The organism is Pseudoduganella rivuli, from assembly GCF_009674485.1.
Classification (GTDB): domain Bacteria; phylum Pseudomonadota; class Gammaproteobacteria; order Burkholderiales; family Burkholderiaceae_D; genus Rugamonas; species Rugamonas rivuli_B.
Window position 1 is genome coordinate 112,324 of the sequence record NZ_WKJJ01000016.1, and the last position, 25,921, is coordinate 138,244.

The following is a 25,921-nucleotide window of genomic DNA, read 5'->3' on the forward strand; positions in this document are numbered from 1 at the left end:
TATAAGTCCCTGATTTACAAAGAAATCATTTTTATGATGGGCGGCTGTTGATGAGCGATAACGGGTTTCGCTTCGGCGATTGGCAGATAGATCCAGACAGCAACACGCTGCGCAACGAGGGAGCGACCGCCACCGTCGAGCCGAAAGCCATGGATGTGTTGCGCTATTTGTGCCGCCATCCGGGCGCCGTCATCCCGCCGGAAGAATTGCTGCAAGCCTGCTGGGGCAATGCAGAACTGGGCGACAACCCCATCCACAAAGCCATTACCCAGCTGCGCCGCGCACTGGGCGACTCCGCCTCCGAACCCCGCTATATCGAAACCGTCCGCAAGCGCGGCTACCGCGCCATTGCGCCCGTCATCGCGACGGAAGACGCTCTGGAAGGTTCCTGGCAGCAAGGCTCTCCCTTCCGGGGCCTGGAATCCTTCCAGGAAAGCCATGCCGCCATCTTCTTCGGCCGCATGCAAGCCACGGCGCAGCTGCGCGAACTGGTGCTGAAACAAGCTTCCGACGGCTGCGCCATGGCGCTGGTGCTGGGACCTTCCGGTTCCGGGAAGACTTCCTTGGTACGCGCGGGCCTGCTGCCGGGCCTGATGGCGTCCCGTACCGGCTCCGGCGAACCGGTGGCGCTGGCGTGCACCTTGTATATGGATTGCGCGGACCTGGCGGACGGAAATTTATTCCAGGCACTGGCTGCCGTGCTGATGGATGCGGAAGTCGGCGGCAAGCTGCTGTTTGCCGGCGAAAATGCGGAAGGATTGGGGCGCTGGCTGGAATCTTCCGATGCGCAAGCCATTGCCGGAAGGTTGGCGGAAGCTTCCGGAAGGATCAAGATCGGGCTGTTCGTGGACCGGTTGGAGGCGATTTTCCGCGCGCCGGGGGTTACCGATGAGATCCGCGCGCGGTTTATTGCCGTGCTGGAACATCTGGCGTTGTCGAAGGCGGTGCTGGTGATGCTGGCTTGCCGGAATGATTTTTATCCGGAAGTGATAGCGCTGCCAGCGCTGATGGCGCTGAAGTCGCGCGGCGGGCACTTTGACTTGAATCCGCCGGATGGGGCGGAGATCGCGCAGATGGTGCGGATGCCGGCCAAGGCAGCGGGGTTGAAGTTTGAGGTTGATCCGGCTACGGGGGCGGCGCTGGATGATGTGCTGTGTGATGCGGCAAGGGCAAGTCCGGATACGTTGCCGTTGCTGCAGTATTGCTTGAATGAGCTTTATCGGCAGCGGGGTGAGGATGGGACGCTTGGCTTTGACAAGTTTCGACTTCTTGGGGGGATTGAGGGGGCAATTGCGGTCCGTGCCGAACAGGTCGTCGCTGGCGTGTCTGCTAATCAAGCAGCGGCGCTTCCCATTGTACTGTCACTGATCGTGGATGTTGCAGAAGAGCAAGGTGCAGTAACTGCCCGACGTGCAGCTTGGGCTGGACTACCAAACACAGAGGCACAGGAGCTCGTGCAGTCACTTGTGGAAGCCCGACTGTTTGTCAGTGAATTATCAGGCAATGTTCCAAGTTTCGGCATGGCCCATGAAGCATTGCTGCGCCGTTGGCCAAGGGTCTCGGAATGGATTGAACAGCATCGGCATGCATTGCAGTTGAGGACGCGAATAAGCCATGATGCAGATAAATGGGCTTCAGCAGGAAAGCCTCGTGACCTATTGCTTCCTGGAGGTATTAGGGTAAAACAAGCATCACGTCTGCTTGAAATTACCGGGTTTTCGTTGTCTTCCTTGGAGCGAGAATATATAAATAATTCTCAGGATAGGGCTAAATTTTCTGAGCGCCTGCGCATTATTGCCTTCGCACTAATTGGGACGCTGGCTGTCTTGGCAAGCGTTCTAGGCTTTACTGCGCTGCGTTCCCAGAAGACTGCCGACCTCCGTCGTAGTGAAGCTGAAAACCTGATGACCTATATGCTAGGAGACTTCGTCGAAAAATTGCGGCCGCTGGGTAAGCTTGACCTCTTAGACAATATTAGTGCACGGGCTCTTCCATACCTCTCCGACAACAATGCTTTGGATACTTCTCATATAGGGTTATTACAACGTGCCAAGAGCCTACAGATCATTGCGGAGGTAAAGCGGTCCCAAGGGCATATGGAAGAGGCAATCACCGCTCTAGCGGCTGGTCGAAACATTCTCCAACGTATGGATAAGCCAGATATAAAAGATAGAGATTTAGTTAAGAATTTAGGGGCGAATGCATTTTGGCTAGGGCAGACCTATCTTGATCGTAGCGATTTTGACAAGGCCGAGCAGTATTTCCTAGATTACAAAAAATACAGTGACCGATTTTCAAAACTGGAGCCGGATGATGTTGAAGGGTGGATCGAACAGTCATACGCCTATACTAATCTGGGCAGCATTGCATTAAAGAGAGGCGATTTGCATAGTGCATCCTCTTCTTTTTTTGCAGCGAGTGAGTTAAAGCTGAGAGCTTTCAGCAAACATCCAAATAATCTCAAATATTCAGCGGATCTAGCCAACAGTCATTCATTTCTTGCGAGCACCAAGGTCAAGTTAGGGGAATTACGGGAAGGCATGACCTTATTTCAGCAAGAGGAAAAAATTCTACGTCAGCTACTTGCAAAAACCGAGGATGCAAAAATAACATATCGTTTAGCTGGCTCGATATCGCGTCAAGCTGAGTTACTTTCTGCCCTGGGAAAACCATTGGAATCCCACGCCCGTTTAATAGAGGCGGAGCATCTCTTAAAAAATTTGGTGTTACTGGACCCTAGCAATCGCTATTGGCAGCTCTATATGTATTCGTTGCAGTTAAAGATTTTTGAGAGCGAAACCGAAAACATCGAATACAAAAATAATCTTGATAGGATTAATAAATTGCATGAGAAAGTTTCAGCCCTTGGAAAGCTTGACCCCAAGCGAACCGAGGTTCATGACCTCACGGCGAAACTGCTCTGGGCAAAAGGATTGGTTTATTTAAAAAACAACAACCGCAACGAATCTCTAACTGCAATTGATCAATCTATAGAAATCTTGGAGGGACTACATAAGAACGACTCTCGAAATCAGTCGATTATAATCAGTCTTGCCAATGCTACACTTGCGCTATCTGAGTTTGAACGTATTTCAGGTCAAACATCGAATTCGCAAACCACCTGCAAGCGAGCCCAGGAATTGCTGCTACCTTTGTCTCAAGGCGCCGCAGATTATCGAGTATTGGCTCCCTTAATTCGTGCATATCGTTGCACTGGTGAAATTTCAAAGATTTCGGAACATTTAAGAACACTGCAGCGCATCGAATATCGAGACCCTCAAATTATCACCCCACCACCAGCCTGAAAGGTAATTGCAATGCAAGAAAATACAACCACTGAACCTGAATTCGACAACGTACAAGTAACTGCAATCCCATATGTGGATGAGAATGGAAAGACAAAATACCGCACCACATTTAATCCTGAAACCGTCACCGTCACTACTCATGATGCAATTTTAAATTATCAATTGGTTGCACCGACACCAGATGGCGTAAAATTCTCGAAAGTTTCAATAAAGCCCGAACACTCAGATCAATTTAGTGAGCCAAGTATTAGCGTAAGCGGAAAAATGGTAACTTTTAGTGACGCTAACACCGTCAAAGAATCGCTCGCATTGACTTTCCACTTCACTGATAGCGATGGAGTCGAGTTCCTGGTGGACCCGGAAGTCGATAATAATCCACCAATTACCAAAGAAATTTGACCGCTTTGCAATGGGGAATTGATCTGAGCATGGCGCTTCGTGCGAGCAAGATTTACCACAGAGCAACTCCCCACGCAGCCGAAGAATAGTGGCGTATATGGCCTCGCCACTCACCACCAAGCTGCGGCATATCCAAGGCACTTCGCGCCGTCGTTGGCGACGGCACGCCTCCCCTTGTGCGCGCCGTGCCCGCCAAGTCCAAGAGATGCAGCAGCACATCGATTTCCTTTCCTGCAAGCTGACGCGCAACTTCAGCAATGCGAGCTATTGAGGCGATAGCCGATAGAGACTCGCGGTAACGCTCAGCTACCATTGCCCAGTAGCAAACCCACCACAACATTTATCTAAAGTGTAAGATAGAGTCACCTCAAAAAGGAGTGTGACCATGAAGCAATCCCTCAAGGCAGCACTGTTGTCCGGCCTCATCTTCCCGGGGCTGGGACAAATCCTCATCCTGAAGAAACCCACGCGCGGGTGCATCTTCCTGATCCCTTCGCTGGTTTCCCTGTTTTACATCCTGCACGTCGCGTATGAACAGGCGTCGATCGTGGCCGCCCAGCTGGCCAACGGCACGCTGGCCCTGGACGTGACCGTGCTGGCGGCGCAGATTGCCGCGTCGCGCGTCAATGGGCCGACCATGACCGCCGCCACCCTCGCCTGCGTGCTGTGCTGGTCCGCCAGCATTCTCGATGCGATCTTGTTTGGCAATGACCACCATCCTCATCACCATCCAGCCTAGGGACCTATCTCAATAATGAACAAAACACTGACTGTATCCGTCTTCCTTGCCGCGCTGTTGCTGGCGGCTTCCGGTGGCGCTTTGGCGCAGGCGTCCGGCATCAAGCGCGCGGTGGTGACCAAGGCCGATGTGGCGGCGCCGGGGCATGAAGCCGTGGTGGCGCGGGTGGAACTGGAGCCGGGCGTGGTGGCCGGGCGGCATACGCATCCGGGCGATGAGATCAGCTATGTGCTGGAGGGTGAAGGCGAACTGCTCATTGAAGGGGAAGACCCGCGGCGGGTGAAGGCAGGGGATGCGTTTGTGATTCCGGCTGGGAAGGTGCACGATGCGCGCAATGTGGGCGGCACTGTGATGAAGCTGGTGGGGGTGTATGTGGTGGAGAAAGGGAAGCCGTTGGCGACGCCGGCCAAGTGATGCATTGGCGTGTTGCACGCATGGCGGGTTTGTAAAACCCGCCCTACGGGGTTTGCGGCATCTGTGATGGCGGGCTTTATGGGCCCGCCATTTTTATTACACCAGCTTTGCGGCGTGTTCGCGCGTCGCGTGGAATTGCAGCTTGGGCCAGCGCTCTTGTGTCAGGCGCAGGTTGACGCCGGACGTTGCCAGGTACGCCAGGTTGCCTGCGGCATCGTAGGCCACGTTGGCGCTCAAGGCGTTTTCGAAGTCCGACAGGGCTTTCTTGTCGTCCGACGAAACCCAGCGCGCCGTCGAGATCGACGTGCTTTCAAACACGGCGTCGACGCCGTATTCGTTCATCAGGCGGCTGGCCACCACTTCAAACTGCAGCACGCCGACCGCGCCCAGCACCAGTTCGCCGCCGGAGACCGGCTTGAAGACTTGTACGGCGCCCTCCTCGCCCAGCTGTTGCAAGCCTTTGTGCAGCTGCTTGATCTTCAGCGGGTTACGGATGCGCACCTGACGGAAGAAGTCCGGCGCGAAATACGGGATGCCGGTGAAGGTCAGCATTTCACCTTCGGAGAAGCTGTCGCCGATCTGCATGTTGCCGTGGTTCGGCAAGCCGATGATGTCGCCCGCGTAGGCTTCTTCCACCTGTTCGCGCGACGATGCCATGAACGTCACCACGGACGACACTTTCACTTCGCGGCCGAGGCGCAAGTGCTTGACTTTCATGCCACGCTCGAAACGGCCCGAGCAGACACGCAGGAACGCGATACGGTCGCGGTGCGCCGGGTCCATGTTGGCCTGGATCTTGAACACGAAGCCGGTGAACGGCTCTTCGGTCGGCTCCACCACGCGCACGGAGGCGTCGCGGCCACGCGGCGCTGGCGCCCAGTCCACCAGCGCGGACAGGATTTCACGCACGCCGAAGTTATTGATCGCGGAACCGAAGAACACGGGGGTCTGGATACCGGCCAGGAAGTCTTCCAGGTTGAACGGGTGCGATGCGCCGTGCACCAGTTCCACTTCCATGCGCAACTGGTCCATCTCCATCGGGAACATTTCCTGCAGGCGCGGATTGTCGATGCCCTTGATGACTTCCACGTCCTGGTTCGCGCTTTCATCGCCGGCGCGGAACAGCAGGATCTCGTCATTCAGCAAGTGGTACACACCGCGGAAGTTCTTGCCCATGCCGATCGGCCAAGTGACTGGCGCGCACTGGATCTTCAGCACGGATTCCACTTCGTCCAGCAATTCCAGCGGGTCGCGGCATTCGCGGTCCAGCTTGTTCATGAACGTCACGATCGGCGTATTGCGCATACGGCAAACGTCGAGCAGTTTAATGGTTTGCGCTTCCACACCCTTGGCCGCGTCGATCACCATCAGCGCCGAGTCGACCGCCGTCAACACGCGGTAGGTGTCTTCGGAAAAGTCCTGGTGGCCCGGGGTGTCCAGCAGGTTGATGATGTGGTCGCGGAAATCGAACTGCATCACCGACGAGGCCACCGAAATGCCGCGCTGCTTTTCGATTTCCATCCAGTCGGACGTGGCGTGGCGGCCGGATTTACGGGCCTTCACGGTACCGGCCATCTGGATCGCGCCCGAGAACAGCAGCAGTTTTTCCGTCAGCGTGGTTTTACCCGCGTCCGGGTGGGAAATGATGCCGAACGTGCGGCGGCGCTTGGTTTCACGCGCGATCAGGGCGGCCGATTTGACGCTGCCTTGTTCTGCGCTGTCGCTGGAGGTGGTTTCGATTTCGTTGGACATGGGGATGGCCGGGGCCTTGCGGAGCAAAACTGGAGATTTTACACCATTTGCGTGGGGTATTTGGCTGTGGTGGTGAGGGGACAGGCTTGCTTTGCAAACCTGTCCCCGGCATACGGCCCCAGGTGGCGGCGGTTGTGCCCTGGCTTTCTTAATCTGTTTTCACGCGGCGCCAGCCGACGCGGTGGGCGGCGGCGGAATTCATTTCTGTCAGCGGCTTGGTCAGCATTTCGCCTTTGGCCGTCGTGGTGATCATTTTCAGTTCGCCTTTCGGCAGGCGGATGATGATGAAGCCCACCGCGGCCGACGTATTCGACAGGGTGCCGCCCGCCACCGTGCCGATTGGCGGGTTGCCATTGCATACATTGACGCTGTAGAAATTGGACGAGCCGCCCACCGAGCAGGACGACGAGGAACTCGGGATATTCGTCACGACATTCGCCACGCCGCTGACGACTTTCGGGTCCAGGTTCATGCGCTCGCCCAGGTTCAGGTTCCAGTCGAAGTACCAGCCATCCTGGGTTCCCAGGTCCACCGCATTGGTGGAAATCGAGTAGGTGTTCACGTTGCTGCCGGAACCCTGCAGGCTGAGGGTCTGCTTCACCATGCTGGTGCCCCGGATGGCGACGCAGGGCGTGGTGGTACAACTGTCCGTATCCTTGACCAGGTACAGGCTCTGGGTATCGGTGTTGGTGGTGTCCGGCACGTCCAGCAACCGCCCGGTGCCGAACAGCACTACCTTCTTGGCAGTCACGGTGCCGCTGCTATCGGTGGCAGCGCACAGCGTCACTTCCGGCCGTGCGGTAATCGGCTGCAACGTTCCCGCATCGGCCAGGTTTTTCACCGTGACGGCGCCCGCCGCATCGGTCAGGTCGAATTTCCACAGCTTGCCGTCGTTGTCGCCACCATAAACATAGGTGATGACGGGGTCCGTCGCAGGATCGTTCGTGATCGCGGTGATTTTAGAGAAGCCCGAAGGGGTCGTCGTGCTGCCGGAACCGGTCGATACTTTCTTCAGGATCGTGCCCGTTTCAACATCCACAATGTACAGCCAGCCTTGCCCATCGCCGGTGTTGACGCCGTCGACACCCGGCACGTTGTTATAGCCCGACGTCAGTATCACCACCCACTTGTTTTGCCACATGCCATATTGCGCATTGCCGAATGTCAGTCCGATGTTGGGGTCGTTGATCGCGCAGACCGTCGAATCGGCGCAAATTTCCCACAGCGCCTTCGGCGAATCCGGGTCCGTCACGTCCAGCGCATAGAAGCCCCGGCCGCCGCCATTCAAGCCGGCCACCATGACGGTATGCCAGGCGCCGCCATAATAGACGTCGCCCAGTTCGGGCGAACCGTCGGTGGTGAACTGGTGGTTGGTGCCGTAGGTGGTGCTGGTCAGCGCATACAGCTTTTTCATGGTGATGCGCGGCACGTACGCCCAGCGCTCATTGCCGGTCGCGGCCTCGAACGAATGCAGCATGCCGTCGTTGGCGGCGGTCATCACGGTTGCGGAACGGCTTGCCCACAGCGCCTTGAACGCATCGTAGCCGGACAGCGTATAACTCTTGCGCGGGTCGCGCATATACGCCGGTTTCGACGACGCGATATCGCCCAGCACGATCGGGATCGGGCCCGATGCCCCCGCCGGCGTATAGCTGGTCTGCGTATAGGCACGGAAAATCGCATCATCGGCATAGGTCTGCACGCCCCGCAGCCAGTTAACGACGTTGGCGCCGTCGTTGACGATGGCGCGGTCGGCCGTGGACAGCAGCGTGCACTGCGACAGCAACGTGCACTTGTTGCTGAACCAGGCCTGTTCCGTGGCGGTCAAGCCGGTGTAGGTGAATTGCTTCAGGGTCGGCGTGGCCGCCGTCGTATCCAGGCTCCAGATTTTCCGGGTGCCGCCGATGGCTTGCTGTCCCACCTTGTCGGAGCTGGTCCACGTGACCGACGTGCTCACGACACCGGTGGCCGGATCGATCTTGCGGTCGGTCAGCTCGCCATACCATTTCACGGTGGTGAACGTATCCGAGAAAATGTCATTGTCCTGCTGCGAAATATTCGGCGTCGACGTCGCCGCCGCGGCAGCTGCCCCGACCGACACCTGCATGTTCGCCAGCGCGGTCGATAACCCCTCCACCACTTCCTTCGGCTCGTTGGCGCTGAAGTATTTGCCGTGGCCGTTGATGGCGGCGTGCCACAGGTCGTCCACCCGTTCCTGCACGGTGCTGGCCGTGCTGGTGGTTTGCGGGTCCGGCCATACGTAGGCGCCGTTGCTGTTCCACGGGCAGCCGGATGCCACGCCCGTGATCAGGTTGTAAAAGTCGCCGCCCACCTTGGGCGCCGTATCGTAATTCGCCTCGTACGTCATCACGCCATCCATGCCCAGGCCCAGCGTGTACGTGTTCATGTGCAAGTGCGTGTTTTCGCCGGCGGCGGCCGGCACCTGGCCGGGCTTGGTCATGTCCGGTTCCAGCGACGGGCGCAGCGACACCGTTCCCGTGTTGGAGCCGCCGTTGTACCAATACAGCGCCACGTCGGAAATCGATTGCTGCGTCTGTGCGCGCGGATCGACGCAGCCGCGTGCCGACGTGCAGAAGCGGTTGGCGTTTTCCACGTTGTCATTATTGAGCACCGTGGTGGACGCGCCGCCGTTCCAGTAGCCGTCCGTGGTCAGGATCATGAAATTCGGCTGGCACGGGTACTGCACCACTTCCTGCCCCGACGCATAGTTATACGGGCTCTGGTTGGCAAACATCTTGCCGACACTGTCCATCGCCGTGCGGATCGGTGTCGAGCCGCTGGTGGTGGTGTTGTACAGCGCGCTGTACCAGTTGGTGCGCGACGTGCCGACAAAGTCCGCCGGTTTCATGTCGATGGCGGCGCCCGCCCCCGCATTGGACAGTTTCACGTAGCCGACGCGGTAATTGCTGTTGATGGCGGCAAAGGCAATGCCCACGGCGGTTTTCATCATTTGCAAACGGCTCTTGTAGTACGAGTACCAGTTGGCGAAGTTGGTCATTTCCTCCGCATAGGTGCAGACGCCCGCCGTCGTCACGCAGTCGCTGCGGTCCGTGGCTTTTGGATAGGTGCTGCCGGACGTCAGGTTCACGCGCACAAAAGTGCTGGGGGCGTCCGAACCGGACGACAGCGCCGCCGTCGTGGTGGGAATGCTGTCCGTCGTGGCGGACGCCGCCGCCACGTAGCCGGAACCGGCCGTGTAGCTGAAGGCAATCGAGCCGCCGGCCGACAGGGACCCGGTGGACGGCGTATCGGAATTGCTGTTGACCGCCGTATCGACCAGGCAAATCTTGGTATTGCTTTGCGCCGCGCACGTGGACGTGATGCTGTTGCCGCCGACATAGGCCTTGATGGTGCCGCCGGTGCCGATCGCCGATACGATGGTGCTGGCCACCGTGCTGGCGCTCTTGTTGGTGCCCAGGCTGATGTTGGTGGCCAGGGTGGTGCCGCCCCACGTGACGCTGGCCAGTTTCGGCGTGCCGCTGTTGGACGTGGTGCCCGACACGGAGATCAGCGCGGTGGGCGACACGCGCGCCACGGCCGCCGTCACGGTGACGGTGGGCGCCGTGACCGTGATGCCCCAGCCGGAACGGCTGCTGTCATTCACGGTCAGGCAGGTGCTGACCGACTTGCTGCCGGTGCAAATCACCGGCACCACGGCCACCACGCTGTCGGACGCCAGCGTGATGCCGAACGTCGAACAGGCCGGCACCGTGGGCTGGCCGATCGGCGTTTTCACGCACGCGTAGTACTGGTTGGTCAGGCCCGTCTTGGCAATGATGCTGGCGGCCAGCGCGCTGGCCAGCGTCTGCTGTTTCAGCGCGCTGTTGGTGCCGGTCGATGCCGTTACCGTACCGTTGGTGATGGTGCGCGCGGTGCTAGGGTCGGGAATGGTGGCGCTGGTGATGGTCATCGATGCGCTGGACGACGACGCGCCGATGGTGATGGTGCCGTACGATGCGGTGGCGCCGCTGGCGGTCGAATAGCGCGGATAAATGTAGCTGCCGACGCGCTTGGCCTGGCAATTGATCAGGTTGACGTCGGTGCACCAGCGCAGCTTGGCCGCCACCGGATAGCCGGACGGCGCGGAAGCGCCCGCCGCCGTGGACTTACACACCGTCATGGTCTCGTCCGTGCAGTACTCCGCCACGGAGATCGTGTAGTAATACGGGCCGGTGGTGATTTTCGTCGGGTACTTGTAAGTCGCGTCCGGATACGTGTAGGTCGCCGTATTGGTCTTGCAATCCGTGCCGCCGGACACCGTGCACCATTTCAGGTCGGGAAAACCATTGGTCAGGTTGATGGCGGTATCGCTGGCCGCGTACAAATCCTTGTTGTAGACACCGAAGCCGTCGCTGACCACGTTAGTCCAGTTGGTGGTATTGGCGGCCGTCTGTTCGTTGTAATACGTCCCGTCCGCCTTGATCGGCGGCTGGTAGCGGATCTTCGGGTTATAGATCTGGCGGTTGAAGTCCGGCGACATGAATGGCGGGTGCCCCACGTCGCACGCCATTTGCCCGTTCGACAGCTTGGCGCCGGAACGGCACAGGTTGTCGTTGATATAGTCCGGCGTGTAATGCTGTTCCATCGATCCGGAGTTATCGAACAGCAGCATCAGGTTGGGTTTCACACTGCCGGTGCCGGAAATGTTCAGCAGCGGCACTTGCGCGATATTGGTGGTGGCGGCAATGCCGGGCAGCGGCGTCACGGCAGCCAGCGCCAACGCCATGGTGACCATGGCTGTCAGCGCGGCGCGCGGGAGGGAGATGGCGTGCATGATTGATTTCCTTCAGGGTCCCATCATCACCACGGCCTGGGTGACGACATTGCCGCCCCGCGCGCCGTAGATGCGCGCCGTGACGACGTAATGCAATTCGGGGATGGCGTTGTATTCGGAACGGTCCGACGACAGGCTTTCGCCCAGCTTGGTCGCCGAACCCACCTTGCTCTTGGACGACGTCAGGGTGCAGCGGTTGGCGGGCGCGGTCGCGTTGTAGTCGCCCGCGAACATGCACATGCGGTGGATCACGTATTCAATTTCATTGCCGGCCGTGTCGGTGACGTGGGCCGAGCCTTCCCAATAGTCGCTGCTGCTGATCGATTGCGCGGGATTGATCGTGGCGCGGTAGCCGTTGACGGAGTCGTGCTGCAGCAGCGTCTCCTTGGACACGGTCGACAGGTACTGGAACGCCGTGTGCAGCCCCAGGTCGGCCGCCTTCGACAGTGCCGAGTCATACGCCAGGTTGGCCGTTGCCATGGTGGTCGACGTGGTGGATTTCACCAGGTACAGGCTGCTGATCAGCATCACCGTCAACAGGATCAGCACGATGGGCAGCGCCATGCCCCGCTGGCGCGCGCCGGAAAGAACGAGAGCGTGGCGCATCATGTCGGCCTCCAGCCGGAATTGCGGATCGGGACGATGGCTTCGAACACCCGGTAACGGTAGCACTTCCAGTCGAACGGATCGTTGGTCAGCGCCACCGGCGCCGTCACCGACACCGCCGTCACGCCGGACGGGCTGGCGTTGGAAAACAGTACCGGGGCCGCCGTGGTGGCCGTGCAAGTCCCCGAGCTGCCCGGTTTTTCCGGCGCGCCGCTGCGCGCCACGATGGCGATACGGATTGCCGCCACGCGGCGGTAGTCGCCCGCATTGCCGGTGCCGCTGACGCCATCGGCATCGATCATCGTGTTCGACCATTGCGACACCTGCATCGATGTCGCCGCATCGAAAATCGCCGCGGCGCGCGTATCGAAGCCATATTGCGCTTTCAGCGCAACGATATTGCCGACCACGGAAACAGGCGCGGCGGCCGCGCCTTCCAAATTACTGGCGCGCAAAGTCAGCACGCCGTTGGTGGTGGTCCACGTGTGCAGCGACAGGTTGCGTGCCGGCCCCAGGTTGAATACGCGGGCCCGCCCCGCCGCGTAGCTGTTGCCGCCCAGCGACCCGCTGTTGAAGCGGTTGCCGTCGCCACTGGAAAACTGCAGCGAGGACGCCAGTGGGTCGGCGCTCAGCTGCGCGATGGCGCAATTGCCGCCGGACGGTTCATTGGCCACCACGATGGCGTCGCCGGTCGCGAAGCCGAATGGCGCCTGGGTGTCGATGTCGAGCGTATCGGCGCCGGCATACAGCGAGCGCACTTTCACGGAACCGACGCCGGTCGGCGACGTGCCCGCATACAGGCTGATGGTGTCGGAACCGGTGCTGCTGTGCTGGATGATGACGGGCGCCAGCGGCGTGCGGTTGGCGCCGCTGCTGGCGTCGACGGCCAGTTCAAAGCCGCTGGTGTCGCTGAACGCGGTATTGCAGCCGGTCAGCAACTCGTCGTTCAAGCCCCATCCCGCCTGGGCCGCGTCTTCATTGATGGAAAACAGCGCCAGCATGCCGTTCTGCATCTGGTCCGAACCGCCCAGCGAACTGGCCTTGTTTTGTTCGGCCGACACCAGCATGCGGGTGGCGAAGGTCATGGCCAGCAAGCCGACGGTCATCGCCACCATCAGCTCGACCACGGAAAAGCCCTGGGTAGCTTTAATAGATTTCATGATGCGTTCGCCACGTAAGAAGTCAGCACATGCCGGTTTTCGCTGGCGCCCGTCTTGCGCGTCCAGCGGATGCTGATGTCGACGCGGGTGCGGCCCGTCTGCGGCGTGACCGTCACGGCCACGATGGCGTTCGGGATGCGCGCCTTGGTTTCCGTCAGCCATGGCGCCAGCACGGCATTGGCCGAGCCGCTTTCCGTGACGGCGTAGGACGCCAGGTTGGCGGCGTCGTTGCTCATGATGCCCAGCAGCGTATCGCCGGCAATGGTGGCTTCGGCGCGCATGCCGGCGTCGGACAGCGCGGAATAGGCGCGCGCCTGCATGCCGACCGCGCCCAGCAAGCCGACGCCGAGGATGACGATGGCAATGATGGCTTCCAGCATGGCGACACCCCGCTGGCGCCGGGTCTGGTTGAGCGCTTTCATGGCGGGCAGGCCCGGGAATCGGGCGCGGATAAGGTTGGATTGCACTTGGTGGCGGTGCCGGCCAGCGTCACGGCAACGGCCACCACGGGAATGTCCCTGGCCAGGCGCGTGGCGGGGTCGAGGCGGATCTGCGTCAGGCGGTTGTCGATGGTGGTGTCGACCCAGCCCAGCGACGTGAAATAAATGGTCGACGCACCGGACGGTTCGATGCTGGGCAACAGCACGTCCGATTGCGGCAGTGCGCCGGCGTCGCGGAACACGGACTTGAAGCCATCGGTACCCTTCGGGTCGTTGGTGGCGGGCGCCGCGGTGGTCGACCAGGCGCCGGTGCTGTCGCTGCAGCGGACCCCGGCGGCCGGATAGCAGACGTCGACTTGCCAGTCCATCTGGCCATTGGCAACATTCGGCGTCAATACGATGCGGGACGACGCATTGCGCGCCACCGCCTCGCGCCGCGCCAGCGCGAAACCGTCCGCATAAAATTCCGACGCGGACGCCGCCTTGTTGGTCATGACCCAGTTCGACATCATCGGCAAGCCGATCGACATCGCGATCGCCACGATGGCCAGGCCGATCGCCAGCTCGACGAAGGTGACGCCCGCCTGCGACCGTACCCGCTTCAGCGCCGGCATGTGCGTTAGTTGGAACATGCCCCACCCTTGCGGTCCACCCAGCATGACGTGCTGGTGCCCCAGCCGGTCGGCGACCCCGTGGTCGCCTTGGTGCCGGCCTGGTTGATGGTGTAGACAAAGCCGGCCGCCTTGCTCTGGCCGGTCGCCGTGATGGTGTAGGCCGACGTCGATGCGCCGGACAGCGCATACGTGAAATTCGTGGTGGCGGCCGGGAAGGAACTGGATGCATCGAAGCCGACATAGGTGCGGTTGTTGGCCCAGAACTGTTCCGCCGACGCCTGCGCGCCGCCCAGCGCCGTGAACGCTTCCGCCAGGCGGCCGCGCGTGACGTAATCCGTATAGGCGGGGATGGCCACCGCCGACAGGATGCCCACGATGGCCACCGTGATCATCACTTCCATCAGCGTGTAGCCGGCGGAAACTGCTTGCATGCGTCGCTTCATTGCGCTCTCCGAGGTTGCATGGCCCCATGCCATATTCCCATCGTAGCAAGGCAAGCTTGCATTTCCCTGAGGAAATGCTGACAGTTTCCTGACAAATTCCCGCAGATTTATTTCACTCGGGGAACCGTACCGTGAACAAGGCGCCAACACCCTTTGCTCCGCTGGCAACAGCGACCGTGGCGCCGTGCACGGTGGCGATATCGCGCACGATCGCCAGCCCCAGCCCGCTGCCCGTCACTTTGCTGTCCAGCCGCACGTGGCGGTCGAACACGGCCGTGCGCAAGTGCGGCGCGATGCCCGGCCCGGAATCCTCCACTTCCAGCACGCCGCCCTGCCCCGCGCCAGGTCCCTGGCCCTGGCTGCAGCGCACCGTCACCACGCCGTGCTCCGGCGTGTAGCGCAGCGCGTTGTCGACCAGGTTGTCGATCAGGTCGCGCAGCAGGAAGCGTTCACCCCGCACGGTGACGGGGTCCAGTTCGAATCCCAGGTCGATCCCCTTGCGGGCGGCCTGTTCGACGAATGGCTGCACGCATTCGCCCACCAGCGCATCGAGCCGCACCGGCTCCAGCGTGGCGGGATCGAAATGGCCGGGTTCCGCGCGGGCCAGCGCCAGCAATTGCTGGCTTTGCCGCGCCATGCGCGCCGTGGCCGACAGCATCAGCGCCACCGCCTGCGCGGTTTCCGCATCCGTGTGGCGCTGCGCCAGCCATTCCAGTTGCGCCTGCAACCCCGCCAGCGGGGTGCGCAACTGGTGCGCCGCGTCGGCCAGGAAATCCTGCTGCGCCTGCGCCGCGCCCTGCACCCGCGCCAGCAAGCCATTGAGCGCCAGCACCACCGGTTCCAGTTCATACGGCACCCCGGCGGACGGGATCGGTTCCAGGTCGTCGCGGCTGCGCGCATTCAAATGGCTGCGCATGCGCTCCAGCGGCCGCAAGCCATTGGTGACGGAAAACCACGCAAGGCCCACGCAACCCAAGGTAGCCAGCGCGCCCAGGACCAGCAGCGCCCGGAACGCCGCCTGGCGGATTTGCGCGCGCATGCGCAGGGTTTTCGCCACGCCGATGGTGGCGCTGCGCTGCCCCCGCGTGATGCGCAAGGTGGCGATGCGCACCGGTTCGCCGTTGACCACGCCGTCGTAGGCAAACCGCGCGCCGGCTTTCGGCGGCATGCGCAGCGGCGGAAAATCGCCGTCGCCCGCCACCAGGGCACCGCCTCCGGCGGTCCCTTCATCGGCATCGCGCACGACAAACGACACGTGGTCGATATCGCCGCTGCGCAGCACCTGTTCCGCCTGCGGCGGCAAGTCGATGCGCCACACGCCGCCTTTCACGTCGAGCCGCGCGCCCAGCGCGCCGGCCGCATCGAACAGGCTCTGGTCGTACGCCATCTGCGCGGGCAGCCACGCCAGCGCATAGGTCAGCGCGCCGCCGGCCAGGCTGACCACCACGAACGGGCCGATCAGCCATTTCAGCAGGCGCAGGCGGATGCTGTCGGGCGCACGCGCCATGTCACGCATGCGCGGCGGGTTCCAGCATGTAGCCGAAGCCGCGGATGGTGCGGATCGTGATGCCGGCGTCGGCGATTTTCAGGCGCAGGCGCGAGATATACACTTCCACCGCGTTCAACGTCATGTCGTCGCCGAACGGCAGGATGGCGTCGATGATCTGCTGTTTCGACACCACGCGCGAACCGTGCTGCAGCAGGTATTCCAGCACCGCCCATTCGCGGGCGGATAAATCGATGGCGCGTTCGCCGATGCGGGCGCGGCGCGCCACGGCGTCCAGCGCCAGCGCCCCCATCGCCAGCACTTGCGGCTTGGGCGCATGGCGGCGCGCCAGCGCCCGCACGCGCGCCACCAGTTCCGGCATGGCAAACGGTTTGACGAGGTAATCGTCGGCGCCCAGTTCCAGTCCCCGCACGCGGTCTTCCACCGCGTCGCGCGCCGTCAGCAGCAACACCGGCGTGGCGGCGCCCCGCGCGCGCAGGCGGCGCACCACTTCAAAGCCGTCGATGCCGGGCAAGCCGATGTCCAGCACCACCACGGCAATGCCCTCCCCTTCGGCGGTGGCCAGCATGGCGTCCGCTTCCGAACCGTTTTTCAGGACGTCGACCGCCATGCCGTGGCCCGTCAGGATACGGTGCAAGCCATCGGCCAGGACGGCGTCGTCTTCTACTACCAATACGTGCATCGGCTGCCTTTCAAGGGTTCCAGGCCTACTATAGAGGGGGCTTTGCGATTCATCAAGCCGTCACAATCCACGGGCATTATTGCGTCGCGGCAATTTTAATGAATCGAGATCCCCATGCAAACCCTTCTTCGCCCCGCCATCGCCCTGATGCAGCGCCTGCGCCTGTTCCCCAAATTCATGCTGGTGACGCTGGTCTTCCTGCTGCCCCTGCTGCTGGTGACCGCCCTGCTGATGGTGGAGCTGAACAAATCCATCGATGTCACGGGCCGCGAACAGCGTGGCGTGGCGTACCTGTTGCAGGTCCAGGACATCACGCGCCTGGTGCAGCAGCACCGCGCCGTCGAACGCCTGCGCCTGGCGGCGCACCAGCCGGCCGACGGGGCGCCGTTGCGCAATGAGGTGGAACAGCGCATCAAGCGCCTCGATGCGTGGCAAGCGGGCAGCGCCGGACTGTCCGCGCTGCCGGAGTGGCAAGCCGCCCGCGACGCATGGACCGCGCTGGCGCAGCGCCAGGCCAAGGGCGCGTCCGACGCGAAGGGCAGCGTGCAGCTGCACGGTGCGCTGATCGGGCAACTGGGCAAGCTGGCCACGGCGGTGGCGGACCGCTCCAGCCTGAGCCTGGACCCGCAAGTGCAAACCTATTACCTGATTGCCGCCTTCACCCGTTCGCTGCCGGACATCGCCGAAGATTTATCCGTGATTGCCGCGCGTGGCGGCGCTTACATCGACAGCGGCCTGTTCGAAGCCAATGAAGACCAGATGGTCAACGCCACGGCCATGATCGCCCGCCACAACCTGGACCGCGTGCCGGGCCAGGTGGCGGCCATGCTGCAGCACAATCCGGAATTGAAAGGCGCACTGCAATCGCACCAGGCGGCCACCGGCAATGCGCTGGCGTTCCTTGAACGCACGAAAAACGAAGTCGCCAATTCGTACAACCAGACCTCGGGCAAGGAATTTTCCGGCGCCGGCAACGCCGCCATCGATGGCTTGTACGCGTTTGGCGGCGCCTGCGCCACGGCGCTGGACCAGTTGCTGGCCCGGCGCATGGCGGCGGACCGGTGGCGCCGCAACCTGATGCTGGCCGGCGTGCTGGCCGCCATCGGCGCGGCCGCCTTCCTGTTCGCGGGCTTTTACCTGTCGTTTTCGCGCGACGTCGGCACGCTGAACCGCGCCGTGCGCGCGGCTGCCGCAGGCGACCTGACGCAGGCGATCGCGTCCCCGGCGCGCGACGAGATCGGCGCGCTGGTCAACGCCTTCGGCGCCATGACGGATTCGCTGGCCACCTTGGTGGGCGACATCCGCAGCGGCGCGGGACGGATTGCCAGCGGCGCCGATGAACTGGCGGGCGGCAATACGGAATTGTCCGGCCACACGGCGTCGCAGGCGGAAGACTTGTCGGAAACCGCGGCCTCGATGCGCTCGCTGACGGCCACCGTGCAGCGCAACGCGGCGCACGCGGAAAGCGGCCGCAAGCTGGTGCAGTCGGCCACCGATATCGCCCAGCAGGGCGGCAGCAAGGTCGCGGCCGTGGTCGACACGATGGCCGCCATCCGCGCCAGTTCCGACAAGATCCGCGACATCACGGGCGTGATTGACGGCATCGCGTTCCAGACCAATATCCTTGCGTTGAATGCGGCCGTCGAAGCGGCGCGGGCCGGCGAAGCGGGCCGCGGCTTTGCCGTGGTGGCCAGCGAAGTGCGTTCGCTGGCGCAGCGCTCGGCCTCCGCCGCGAAGGAAATCAAGGCGCTGATCGAAGACTCGGTGTCGCGCGTGGAAGCAGGCCATGCGCAGGCCGACGCCGCGGGCGTCACCATGGAGCAGGTGGTGCATTCGGTGCGGCAAACGGCATCGATCATTGCGCAGATCAGCGAGGCCGAAGCGGCGCAGCGGGAACAGATCGAACAGGTCGACCGCGCGCTGGCCCGCATCGACGACATGACGCGCCAGAACGGCGCGCTGGTATTGCAGGCGTCGGCCGGCGCGGACAGCCTGCACGAGGAAGCCGTGCAACTGGGCGAGGCGGTCAGCCGTTTCCGGCTGGACCAGGCGCACGAACAGGACGAAGCGGCGGCGTTATCGGCCGGATGGTCGGTGGACGGCCCTCTGCCGACCGTGGCGCAGCCCCATGAATGGAGCGCCAACAAGCCCAGCATCGTTTCGCGCAAGCGCTTGCTGGGGTAATTCCGGTTTACAAAGTTTCCGTAGGAATAAGCTTACAAAGCGCCATGCTCCCAGCCTACACGGGGGCGGAGAACCGTCTTATGTTCGTAACCTACACAAGAACTTAAAGTACTCACAACGCGATCGATAAAGTGGGACGAGAACAGAAGTCCCACCCGATGTTTTCATTGGCATCGCATTGCAATCATGTACTTAAGCTTGTGAGGAAAAAATGAACAACAGTCAACTTGACAGCGACTTCGGTCACGCTGGCCATCCATCGGTGGCACGGATGGACGTGGATTCGCCGGAATTCAAAGTTGCGTCCCGGCCCGTTGTCAGCTACAGCGGCGCCCAGCAAAACGAACTGCTGGCCGCCCTGCCTCGCGAAGTCCTGGAATCCCTGTTTGAGCACCTGGAACTGGTCGCACTGCCATTTGGCAAAGAGTTGTTTGAGTATGGCAGCAAACTGGAAAACGTGTATTTTCCGACCACGTCAATCGTGTCGCTGCTGTACGTGATGGAAGACGGCGCCACCACGGAAATCGCCGTGGTCGGCCATGAGGGTGTGGTGGGCGTATCGATGTTCCCCGGCGAGCGGGCCATGTGCAGCGCCGTCGTGCAAAGCGCCGGCTATGGCTACCGCCTGAAGGCGCAGGCGCTGCGCGATTGCTTCAACCAGGGCGGCGCCCTGCCCCAGCTGCTGATGCGCTACAACCACGCACTGTTCGCGCAAATGGCGCAAAACGCGGTGGGTGGTCGCCACAGTTCGATCGAACAAAAACTGTGCCGCTGGCTGCTGGACCGCCTGGACCGCTCCGCTTCCAACGAGTTGAAAGTCACGCAGGAAATGATTTCCATCATGCTGGGCGTACGTCGCGAAAGCATCACGGCGGCCGCCGGCAAGCTGCAGGACGACGGCATGATCACCTACCGCCGCGGCAATATCACTGTGCTTGATCGTGAAGGCTTGGAGCGCTACGCTGGGGAGTGCTATAAGGTGGCAAAGACGGAATATGACCGTCTGCTGGTGGACGTGGCAGGCTGCTGAAGTCGGGCCGGCCCGGCACTTTCGGGGGCGTATGGCGCAGCGGGATATGGACTTCGATACACGTGCCCTGGTCGTTGCGCCCCCGGCGGATCGTCAGTGTCCCGCCCAGCAGCAAGGCCCGTTCGCGCATGCCCAGCAAACCGTGCGACATGGGCTTGACGATGGTGTTCGACGCAATCCCGACGCCATCGTCGATCACGCGCAACGTCAACACTTCTTCCGCGCATTGCAAAGTCACCGTGACGTGACTGGCTTTCGCATACTTCCTGATATTGGTCAGCGATTCCTGCACGATGCGGAACAGCGCGATGGCCAGGCTGCTGTCGCGCGACTTTGCCACACCGTCGATATGGCTGGCGATATCGGTTTCGCACGGCACCTTCGCCATGCGCGAAAACTCTTCGCAATAGCTTTCGATGGCGGCGCACAGGCCCAGGTTATCGAGCAGGCTCGGACGCAGGTTCTCAATGATGCGGCGCTTCATTTCCACCGTATCGACCAGGGTGGCGCGGGCCCGCTTCAATTGCTGCGCCAGTTCAGGATGGGTCTTTTGCAGTTGCTGCATGACGGCCGCGATATCCATGGAGATCGATGTCAGGTTCGCCCCCATTTCATCGTGCAATTCCCGTGACAGCCGCACCTTTTCCTCTTCGCTGATGGAAATCAGGTGGCGCGACAAGACAGACAATTGCTCGGTACGTTGTTCGACCGTGGATTCCAGGTTTTCATTGGCCGATTGCAGCGCCTGCTCGGCGGCCGCCCGGTTCATGAAGCTGCGCCGCACTTGCCGGTAAAATGCGATCAGCACCACGATGGCCACGGCATTGATGCCGGTGCCCAGCACGATGGCCTTGTGGTATTCGTCATAAAAGCGCTCGCTGCGCTTTTTCAGCGTTTCATTTTGCTCCTGCACCATGATGACCACTTGCAGGCGGATTTCATCCATGGCGGAGCGTTCATCGCTGACCTTGGCGATATTGACGATTTCATCGAGGCCGCCGTGGCGGTACACATCGATGGCTTGCGTCATCAGCGCCAGTTTACGCCGCACCAGCGTACGCAATTGCGCCAGGTTTTTCAGCTGGGCCGGGTTTTCCGCCAACAGTTTTTCCAGTTCCGCGAATTCCGCTTCCGTCTCAGCCGTCACCGTGCGGGTCGGCCCCAGGTACGATTCCTTGGCGGATGTGAAATAGCCGCGCATGCTGCTTTCCGCATCCAGCACCAGCACATTCAGGTATTGCAGCCGTTCGGCCACACGCGACGTTTGCGCCAGCTGGGCATTGGCGCCCCGCAGCGATTGCAAATTCAGGTACAGGCTGAACCCATTGGCTATCAGAATCAGTGCGCACGTGATGCACAGAATCGTCTTATAGATGGGCAGCTTGTGTTGCGGCGCTCTGTCGACTGTGAAATACATCCTGGTTAATTTCCTTCGCTGGCGATCTATCGCAATACACGATGCTGGACCCAGCATAGCTGAGGGAATTATAGACCGTGCGGAAATTTGCCGCAGCGCACAAGTTTCTACGGTGCGCTGGATTTGCAGGCAGGAAAATTGAAGAAAGTTTGGAAGCGTAACTAAAATTGCATGGGAATGGGAGTTGGCGTGAGCGGCGTGGCGCCGCCCTGCACGCCCCGCGCCTTATTCCAGCAAATTATTCTTCATTGCGTAATACGTCAGGTCGCTGTTCGATTGCAGACCCATTTTTTCCATGATGCGGGTGCGGTAAGTGCTGACGGTTTTAATGCTGAGCGACAGCGCCACACCGATATCGGACACCGTGGCGCCACGCGCCAGCCGCAAGAACACCTGGAATTCGCGGTCCGACAATTCCGTATGCGGCGCCGTGTTCGGATCGCGGTCAAAACTTTGCGCCAGCAATTCGCCCACTTGCGAACTGACGTAACGGCGTCCCTGGTGTACGGTGCGCACCGCCGTCATGAGCTCTTCCGCCTCACACTCCTTGTTCAGGTAGCCATTGGCGCCCATTTTGAACAGATTCAGCGCATATTGCTGCGCCGGGTAACCGGACAGGATCAGCACCGGCAAGTCCGGCTGCCCCTGACGGATGGTGCGCAGCGTATCAACGCCGGACTGGTCCGGCATGGCGATATCGAGCAGCAGCACGTCGCAAATTTCGCGCCGTGCAATGTCCAGAGCTTCGCGGCCGGTGCTGCCCTCGGCAACGACGGAAAATTCATCCGAAGATGAAAAAATCTGTTTGAAGCCGGCCCTAACTATCTGATGATCGTCACATATGGCAACGCGTATCATTGATTCCCTCGTGTCTTCCTCGTGGGAGAAAACCCACACCGCCGACGACTCATTTACTATCAAAATAGTAACATTAATATTGTAGCACTGCTATTTTACACTTCTGTGCCGTGCCGTGGATTTTCACTTGACGGACTAGACGTAAAATACGCGGAAAAACGCGGCAATGCGCGACAGACGCAACGAAGCCTTCCCGGCCTGCTGCTACTTCAGCAATTCCAGGATGGCCAGCAATTCCTTGCGTACCAGGGCCCGGTCGATTGGCGGCGGCAGCACAGGCTGCGGTTCAGCGCCCATCTCTTCATCATACTCCGCATGGACGGCCACGCCACGGCTATCGAGTTTATTACGGGCGCCACTGATGGTGAACCCCTGTTCGTATAACAGTTCCCGTATACGCCGTATCAGCAGCACTTCATGATGCTGGTAATACCGGCGGTTGCCACGCCGCTTGACGGGTTTCAGCTGCGTGAATTCCTGCTCCCAATAACGGAGCACATGCGGTTTAACGCCGCACAGCTCGCTCACCTCGCCGATCGTGAAATACCGCTTGGCCGGGATGGGCGGCAATGCCGCCGGATCAGACTTGCCGAGACGATCGTTCATGGATGGCACTCAGTTAAGCGGCACGCGCCAGCGAGTTGCTTTCTTCCACCATGCCTTTGAGCTTTTGGCTGGCATGGAAGGTCACGACACGGCGTGCCGTGATGGGAATTTCTTCTCCGGTTTTCGGATTGCGGCCCGGCCGCTGCGGCTTGTCGCGCAGCTGGAAATTGCCGAACCCGGACAATTTGACGGCTTCGCCGCGCTCCAGCGCGTTACGGATTTCGTCAAAAAAGGTCTCCACCATGTCCTTGGCTTCGCGCTTGTTCAGGCCGACCTGCTCGAACAGCAGTTCCGCCAGCTCGGCCTTGGTCAAGGTCGGCATGTCCTTTTCCGCCTCTTTGCGCACTTTAGCGACCAGCATGGCGCTGTGCAGCTCCGCATCCAGGGCGGACTGGAGTACGTTGTTGTCGACGTCGTTGTTGTTAATTTTGCTGCCTCTAATTGTTGCGTAAAATTTACGACGGACACGCTATCTGCATGTCCGGCGGCGCAACGGCGGCTTTGTAAAAGCCGCCCTACGCAATTTAAGCCCGCGGTTTGGCGTTGTGTTTTTCAACCGCGGCCGCCGTTACAGCAGCCATCACAGCATCTACCACATCGTCTTGCAGGGTGTTTTGAGTATCTTGCAAGCTAAAGCGGAAAGCAAGAGATTTTTCATCCGCTTCCAGTCCTTTGCCGCGATATTCATCAAACAAAACAATGGCTTGCACAAGCTTGCCGTGCGGACTTACTTGCACTGCGGAATGGAATGCATCCAGCAGCGACTGGGCCGCCACATCATGCCTGACCACCAGCGCCAGGTCGCGCGTGGCGCCCGGGAACTTGGAAATCTCGCTGTATTTTGGCACATCGCGTTGCTGCAAAGCAATAGCATCCACTTCGAACAATACCGGCGCATTCGGCAAGTCATACTTTTGCAGCCAGCGCGGATGCAACTCGCCGATAAAGCCGATCACCTTGCCGTCGAGTTCCACGTTGGCGGAACGGCCCGGATGCAGCGCCGGGTGCGTCGCCTTGGTGAAACGCAGGGTTTTCGGTGCGAACAAGTGCTCCAGGTCCGCTTTCACGTCGAAGAAATCGACGTTGCGGGTATCCATCGCCCACTGTTCGTCCGCCACCGGGCCATAGGCCAGCGCCGCCACGCGTTGCGGCTGGTCGTAGCCGGCCACCGTCAGCGGACCATCAACAACGGATGCGTCGCGCTTGAACAGCGCGCCCACTTCGAACACGCGCACGCGGCTGGCTTTGCGGTTCAGGTTGTAACGCACGTTCGCCACCAGGCCGCCGATCAGGGTCGAGCGCATCACGCTCATCTGGCTGGCGATCGGGTTTTGCAGCTTGATCGGGTTGTCGTTGCCGGCGAAGTCCAGTTCCCACTGGGCTTCCACGAAGCTCATGTTGACCACTTCCTGGTAACCCAGGTCGGCCAGCTGGTGGCGCACGGCGAAGATGGAGCGGGTGTTTTCCGGTTCCAGCTTCATCGTGTTGGGCGCGACCGGCGCGACGGCCGGGATGTTTTCAAAGCCGTAGACGCGGGCCACTTCTTCGATCAAGTCTTCTTCGATCTCGATGTCGAAGCGGTACGACGGCGCCGTCACGGAGAACACACCGTCTTCCAACGTGAATGGCAGCGCCAGGCGCGTAAAGATGTCGGCGATCACCGCGTCGGTCAGCGGCACACCGATGACTTTTTGCGCGCGCGCGGTGCGCATCGTCACGGCTTTCGGCTGTGGCAGGTTGACGACCTGGTCGTCGATGGCGCCCACTTTCGTGTTCGGCGTGCCGCAGATTTCCACGATCAGCGACGTCAGGCGCTCGAGGTGCTCGGGAATCGTCGCATAATCCACACCGCGTTCGAAGCGGTGCGCCGCATCGGTCGAGAAATTGTACTTGCGGGCGCGGCCCTGGATCGCTTGCGGCCACCAGAACGCCGCTTCCAGGTAAATCGCCGTGGTGTCCAGCGACACGGCCGTGGCGTCGCCGCCCATGATGCCGGCCAGCGATTCCAGCTCCTTGTCGTCGGCGATCACACCCACCCAGTCATCGACCGTGATGGTATTACCGTTCAACAGTTTCAGGGTTTCACCGGCTTTACCCCAGCGCACGTCCAGGCTGCCGTGGATCTTGTCCATGTCGAACACGTGCGACGGACGGCCCAGTTCCAGCATCACATAGTTGGAAATGTCGACCAGCGCGGACACGGAACGCATGCCGCTGCGCTCGATGCGCTGCTTCATCCATTCCGGCGTCGCCGCTTTCGCATTCAGGCCACGGATCACGCGCCCGGCAAAGCGGCCGCACAGGTCCGGCGCCGACACCTTGACGGGCAGCGTTTCATCCAGGGTGACCGGCACGGTGCGGAACGCCGGCACCGTCAATGGCGCCCCCGTCAGGGCCGCCACTTCGCGCGCCACGCCCAGCACCGACAGGCAGTCCGCCTTGTTCGGCGTCAGCTTGATCGTGAATTTCAGGTCGTTCAGTGCGAAGTAATCGCGGAAGTTCTGGCCCGTCGGCGCATCGTCCGGCAGTTCCAGCAGGCCGGAGCCCTCTTCCGACAGTTTCAGTTCCTTGGCCGAGCACAGCATGCCTTGCGACTCGACGCCGCGCAGCTGGCCCACCTTGATTTCAAACGGCTTGCCGTCGGCGCCCGGCGGCAGCACGGCGCCCGCCATCGCGCACACGACTTTCAAGCCCGGGCGCACGTTCGGCGCGCCGCACACGATGTTGAGCAAGGTGCCGGTGCCGACGTCGACCTGGCACACATTCAGGCGGTCCGCGTTCGGGTGCTTGGCCATTTCACGCACGTGGCCCACCACGACATTGTTGAACGGCGGCGCGACCGGTTCCACTTCTTCCACTTCCAGGCCGGACATGGTCAGCAAGTGCGCCAGTTCATCCGACGTCATTTTCGGATCAACTAAAGTCCGCAGCCAATTTTCAGAGAATTGCATAATTATTAGTCTCACG

The 25,921-nt window shown here is 61.0% G+C and carries 20 protein-coding genes; 6 read left to right on the forward strand and 14 right to left on the reverse strand.

Annotated features, from left to right (window positions below; translation table 11 throughout):
• Positions 1 to 50: 50 nt before the first annotated feature.
• The 4 genes from GJ700_RS23835 to GJ700_RS23850 all read left to right on the forward strand — a co-directional run bounded on the left by GJ700_RS23835 (position 51) and on the right by GJ700_RS23850 (position 4,860).
• On the forward strand, positions 51 to 3,305 hold the full coding sequence (locus tag GJ700_RS23835; RefSeq protein ID WP_154378625.1) for an nSTAND1 domain-containing NTPase: 3,255 nt from the start codon (positions 51 to 53) through the stop codon (positions 3,303 to 3,305).
• A 12-nt stretch (positions 3,306 to 3,317) separates the two neighbouring features.
• Complete coding sequence (locus GJ700_RS23840) at positions 3,318 to 3,707, forward strand: DP-EP family protein (protein ID WP_154378627.1); 390 nt, start codon at positions 3,318 to 3,320, stop codon at positions 3,705 to 3,707.
• Between the two features lie 385 nt (positions 3,708 to 4,092).
• Positions 4,093 to 4,446, forward strand: coding sequence for a hypothetical protein (locus GJ700_RS23845; RefSeq protein WP_154378629.1), 354 nt, complete (start codon positions 4,093 to 4,095; stop codon positions 4,444 to 4,446).
• Between the two features lie 15 nt (positions 4,447 to 4,461).
• Positions 4,462 to 4,860 carry a cupin domain-containing protein gene (locus tag GJ700_RS23850; RefSeq protein ID WP_154378631.1) on the forward strand — a complete coding sequence of 133 codons (399 nt, stop codon included), beginning with the start codon at positions 4,462 to 4,464 and terminating at the stop codon, positions 4,858 to 4,860.
• Between the two features lie 96 nt (positions 4,861 to 4,956).
• Here the strand turns inward: GJ700_RS23850 and GJ700_RS23855 are convergent, their stop codons facing one another.
• From GJ700_RS23855 to GJ700_RS23895, 9 genes are all read right to left on the reverse strand, one after another.
• Positions 4,957 to 6,612: a peptide chain release factor 3 gene (locus tag GJ700_RS23855; protein ID WP_154378633.1), complete on the reverse strand. Its 1,656-nt coding sequence runs from the start codon at positions 6,610 to 6,612 to the stop codon at positions 4,957 to 4,959.
• A gap of 148 nt (positions 6,613 to 6,760) precedes the next feature.
• The gene (locus GJ700_RS23860; protein ID WP_229507208.1) at positions 6,761 to 11,407 is read right to left on the reverse strand and encodes a PilC/PilY family type IV pilus protein; all 4,647 of its coding nucleotides are present in this window, start codon (positions 11,405 to 11,407) and stop codon (positions 6,761 to 6,763) included.
• A gap of 12 nt (positions 11,408 to 11,419) precedes the next feature.
• Positions 11,420 to 12,016, reverse strand: a complete 597-nt coding sequence (locus tag GJ700_RS23865) for a pilus assembly PilX family protein (protein WP_229507209.1) — start codon at positions 12,014 to 12,016, stop codon at positions 11,420 to 11,422.
• Complete coding sequence (locus GJ700_RS23870; RefSeq protein ID WP_154378634.1) at positions 12,013 to 13,173, reverse strand: PilW family protein; 1,161 nt, start codon at positions 13,171 to 13,173, stop codon at positions 12,013 to 12,015. Before GJ700_RS23870 ends, GJ700_RS23865 begins: the two co-directional genes overlap by 4 nt.
• Positions 13,170 to 13,595, reverse strand: a complete 426-nt coding sequence (locus GJ700_RS23875; protein ID WP_154378636.1) for a type IV pilus modification PilV family protein — start codon at positions 13,593 to 13,595, stop codon at positions 13,170 to 13,172. Before GJ700_RS23875 ends, GJ700_RS23870 begins: the two co-directional genes overlap by 4 nt.
• The gene (locus GJ700_RS23880; protein WP_154378638.1) at positions 13,592 to 14,245 is read right to left on the reverse strand and encodes a pilus assembly FimT family protein; all 654 of its coding nucleotides are present in this window, start codon (positions 14,243 to 14,245) and stop codon (positions 13,592 to 13,594) included. The genes GJ700_RS23875 and GJ700_RS23880 overlap by 4 nt, the downstream gene beginning before the upstream one ends.
• Entirely contained in the window at positions 14,233 to 14,670 is a 438-nt protein-coding gene (locus GJ700_RS23885; protein ID WP_195763992.1) for a type IV pilin protein, read from the reverse strand. The genes GJ700_RS23880 and GJ700_RS23885 overlap by 13 nt, the downstream gene beginning before the upstream one ends.
• A gap of 112 nt (positions 14,671 to 14,782) precedes the next feature.
• A complete protein-coding gene (locus GJ700_RS23890) occupies positions 14,783 to 16,186 on the reverse strand; it encodes a sensor histidine kinase (protein WP_229507210.1) in 1,404 nt (467 codons plus the stop codon).
• Positions 16,179 to 16,859 (reverse strand): response regulator transcription factor, encoded by a 681-nt coding sequence (locus GJ700_RS23895; protein WP_154378640.1) that lies wholly within the window; start codon positions 16,857 to 16,859, stop codon positions 16,179 to 16,181. Before GJ700_RS23895 ends, GJ700_RS23890 begins: the two co-directional genes overlap by 8 nt.
• A gap of 114 nt (positions 16,860 to 16,973) precedes the next feature.
• Here GJ700_RS23895 and GJ700_RS23900 point away from each other — a divergent pair, with 114 nt between their 5' ends.
• Positions 16,974 to 19,043, forward strand: a complete 2,070-nt coding sequence (locus GJ700_RS23900) for a methyl-accepting chemotaxis protein (protein WP_154378642.1) — start codon at positions 16,974 to 16,976, stop codon at positions 19,041 to 19,043.
• A gap of 271 nt (positions 19,044 to 19,314) precedes the next feature.
• Positions 19,315 to 20,073 carry a Crp/Fnr family transcriptional regulator gene (locus tag GJ700_RS23905; protein ID WP_229507219.1) on the forward strand — a complete coding sequence of 253 codons (759 nt, stop codon included), beginning with the start codon at positions 19,315 to 19,317 and terminating at the stop codon, positions 20,071 to 20,073.
• On the opposite strand, the gene GJ700_RS23910 is transcribed toward GJ700_RS23905, so the two are convergent.
• The 5 genes from GJ700_RS23910 to pheT form a co-directional block, all read right to left on the reverse strand.
• The gene (locus GJ700_RS23910; RefSeq protein WP_154378646.1) at positions 19,970 to 21,490 is read right to left on the reverse strand and encodes a CHASE3 domain-containing protein; all 1,521 of its coding nucleotides are present in this window, start codon (positions 21,488 to 21,490) and stop codon (positions 19,970 to 19,972) included. The genes GJ700_RS23905 and GJ700_RS23910 overlap by 104 nt on opposite strands.
• A 225-nt stretch (positions 21,491 to 21,715) precedes the next feature.
• Complete coding sequence (locus GJ700_RS23915) at positions 21,716 to 22,348, reverse strand: response regulator (protein WP_154378648.1); 633 nt, start codon at positions 22,346 to 22,348, stop codon at positions 21,716 to 21,718.
• A 204-nt stretch (positions 22,349 to 22,552) separates the two neighbouring features.
• Positions 22,553 to 22,954 carry a MerR family transcriptional regulator gene (locus tag GJ700_RS23920; protein ID WP_154378650.1) on the reverse strand — a complete coding sequence of 134 codons (402 nt, stop codon included), beginning with the start codon at positions 22,952 to 22,954 and terminating at the stop codon, positions 22,553 to 22,555.
• Between the two features lie 13 nt (positions 22,955 to 22,967).
• Positions 22,968 to 23,315: an integration host factor subunit alpha gene (locus tag GJ700_RS23925; RefSeq protein WP_154378652.1), complete on the reverse strand. Its 348-nt coding sequence runs from the start codon at positions 23,313 to 23,315 to the stop codon at positions 22,968 to 22,970.
• Between the two features lie 163 nt (positions 23,316 to 23,478).
• Complete coding sequence (gene pheT / locus GJ700_RS23930) at positions 23,479 to 25,905, reverse strand: phenylalanine--tRNA ligase subunit beta (protein WP_154378654.1); 2,427 nt, start codon at positions 25,903 to 25,905, stop codon at positions 23,479 to 23,481.
• Positions 25,906 to 25,921: the final 16 nt, after the last annotated feature.